The 3,271-nt window shown below is 49.5% G+C and carries 2 rRNA genes; both read left to right on the forward strand.

The window, feature by feature from the left end:
- The first annotated feature begins 151 nt into the window (after window positions 1–151).
- Window positions 152–3,065: ribosomal RNA gene (locus EVI01_RS13260) — 23S ribosomal RNA — on the forward strand.
- A gap of 90 nt (window positions 3,066–3,155) precedes the next feature.
- Window positions 3,156–3,271: ribosomal RNA gene (gene rrf / locus EVI01_RS13265) — 5S ribosomal RNA — on the forward strand.

Genomic DNA, 3,271 nt, shown 5'->3' on the forward strand with positions numbered 1-3,271 from the left:
GTTCATTGAAAACTGGATATTTGAAGTAAATTAGTAATACAAACCGAGAACACCGCGTTGAATGAGTTTTTTAATAAGTTCAATTGCTTATTTTCTTGATCGAACTTCTATCGCTAGAAGAACGATCAAAACCCAACCGTAAGGTTGATAAGGTTAAGTGAATAAGGGCGCACGGTGGATGCCTTGGCACTAGGAGCCGATGAAGGACGGGACTAACACCGATATGCTTTGGGGAGCTGTACGTAAGCTATGATCCAGAGATTTCCGAATGGGGGAACCCAACATCTTTGATAGGATGTTACGTTTGCGTGAATACATAGCGCAATCGAGGTAGACGCAGAGAACTGAAACATCTAAGTACCTGCAGGAAGAGAAAGAAAATTCGATTCCCTGAGTAGCGGCGAGCGAAACGGGAAAAGCCCAAACCAATGAGCTTGCTCATTGGGGTTGTAGGACTCCGATCTGGTAGTTCTTTCAGATAGTCGAATGACTTGGAAAAGTCAGTCAAAGAGGGTAAAAACCCCGTAGACGAAATTTGGAAGGCACCTAGGAGGATCCTGAGTACGGCGGAACACGAGGAATTCCGTCGGAATCCGGGAGGACCATCTCCCAAGGCTAAATACTCCCTAGTGACCGATAGTGAACCAGTACCGTGAGGGAAAGGTGAAAAGCACCCCGGAAGGGGAGTGAAATAGAACCTGAAACCGTGTGCCTACAACAAGTCAAAGCCCGTTAATGGGTGATGGCGTGCCTTTTGTAGAATGAACCGGCGAGTTACGATTGCATGCGAGGTTAAGTTGAAGAGACGGAGCCGCAGCGAAAGCGAGTCTGAATAGGGCGTTTGAGTATGTAGTCATAGACCCGAAACCATGTGATCTACCCATGTCCAGGTTGAAGGTGCGGTAAAACGCACTGGAGGACCGAACCCACGTACGTTGAAAAGTGCGGGGATGAGGTGTGGGTAGCGGAGAAATTCCAAACGAACTTGGAGATAGCTGGTTCTCTCCGAAATAGCTTTAGGGCTAGCCTCGAAATTGAGAATGATGGAGGTAGAGCACTGTTTGGACTAGGGGCCCATCTCGGGTTACCGAATTCAGATAAACTCCGAATGCCATTCATTCATATTCGGGAGTCAGACTGTGAGTGATAAGATCCATAGTCGAAAGGGAAACAGCCCAGACCACCAGCTAAGGTCCCAAAATATATGTTAAGTGGAAAAGGATGTGGGGTTGCACAGACAACTAGGATGTTGGCTTAGAAGCAGCCACCATTTAAAGAGTGCGTAATAGCTCACTAGTCGAGTGACCCTGCGCCGAAAATGTACCGGGGCTAAACATATTACCGAAGCTGTGGAGTACACCTTTAGGTGTATTGGTAGGAGAGCGTTCTAAGGGCGTTGAAGGCAGATCGTGAGGACTGCTGGAGCGCTTAGAAGTGAGAATGCCGGTATGAGTAGCGAAAGACAGGTGAGAATCCTGTCCACCGAATGACTAAGGTTTCCTGGGGAAGGCTCGTCCGCCCAGGGTTAGTCGGGACCTAAGCCGAGGCCGACAGGCGTAGGCGATGGACAACAGGTTGATATTCCTGTACTCGTTGTTTTTGTTTGAGCAATGGAGGGACGCAGGAGGCTAAGGAATGCAGACGATTGGAAATGTCTGTCTAAGCAGTAAGTCTTGGTAGGAGTCAAATGCTTCTATCTTTACGGACAAGCTGTGATGGGGAGGGAAATAATAGTACCGAAGTTCCTGATGTCACACTGCCGAGAAAAGCTTCTAGTGAGAAAACATCGACCCGTACCGCAAACCGACACAGGTAGTCGAGGAGAGAATCCTAAGGTGAGCGAGAGAACTCTCGTTAAGGAACTCGGCAAAATGACCCCGTAACTTCGGGAGAAGGGGTGCTGATCTTTGATCAGCCGCAGTGAATAGGCCCAAGCGACTGTTTATCAAAAACACAGGTCTCTGCAAAATCGTAAGATGAAGTATAGGGGCTGACGCCTGCCCGGTGCTGGAAGGTTAAGAGGAGTGCTTAGCGTAAGCGAAGGTACGAATTGAAGCCCCAGTAAACGGCGGCCGTAACTATAACGGTCCTAAGGTAGCGAAATTCCTTGTCGGGTAAGTTCCGACCCGCACGAAAGGCGTAACGATTTGGGCACTGTCTCAACGAGAGACTCGGTGAAATTTTAGTACCTGTGAAGATGCAGGTTACCCGCGACAGGACGGAAAGACCCCATGGAGCTTTACTGTAGTTTGATATTGAGTGTCTGTACCGCATGTACAGGATAGGTAGGAGCCGTAGAAATCGGAACGCTAGTTTCGATGGAGGCGCTGGTGGGATACTACCCCTGCGTTATGGCCACTCTAACCCGCACCACTAATCGTGGTGGGAGACAGTGTCAGATGGGCAGTTTGACTGGGGCGGTCGCCTCCTAAAAGGTAACGGAGGCGCCCAAAGGTTCCCTCAGAATGGTTGGAAATCATTCGAAGAGTGTAAAGGCAGAAGGGAGCTTGACTGCGAGACCAACAAGTCGAGCAGGGACGAAAGTCGGGCTTAGTGATCCGGTGGTTCCGCATGGAAGGGCCATCGCTCAACGGATAAAAGCTACCCTGGGGATAACAGGCTTATCTCCCCCAAGAGTCCACATCGACGGGGAGGTTTGGCACCTCGATGTCGGCTCGTCGCATCCTGGGGCTGTAGTCGGTCCCAAGGGTTGGGCTGTTCGCCCATTAAAGCGGCACGCGAGCTGGGTTCAGAACGTCGTGAGACAGTTCGGTCCCTATCCGTCGCGGGCGTTGGAAATTTGAGAGGAGCTGTCCTTAGTACGAGAGGACCGGGATGGACTTACCGCTGGTGTACCAGTTGTTCTGCCAAGGGCATTGCTGGGTAGCTATGTAGGGAAGGGATAAACGCTGAAAGCATCTAAGTGTGAAGCCCACCTCAAGATGAGATTTCCCATTTCTTTAAGAAAGTAAGATCCCTGAGAGATGATCAGGTAGATAGGTCAGGAGTGGAAGTACAGTGATGTATGGAGCGGACTGATACTAATCGATCGAGGACTTAACCACATTGGTAAAGAAAAAACTCGGTAGAGTGACTAATACTTCAAATCCAGTTTTGAGTGAATAACATTTACTCAATAAAAGATAACACCACAGTGTGGTGGCGATAGCGAGAAGGATACACCTGTAACCATGCCGAACACAGAAGTTAAGCTTCTTAGCGCCGATTGTAGTGAGGGGTTGCCCCTTGTGAGAGTAGGTCGTCGCCACGC

Origin of the sequence: Enterococcus villorum, assembly GCF_007990225.1 — a bacterium.
GTDB lineage: Bacteria > Bacillota > Bacilli > Lactobacillales > Enterococcaceae > Enterococcus_B > Enterococcus_B villorum.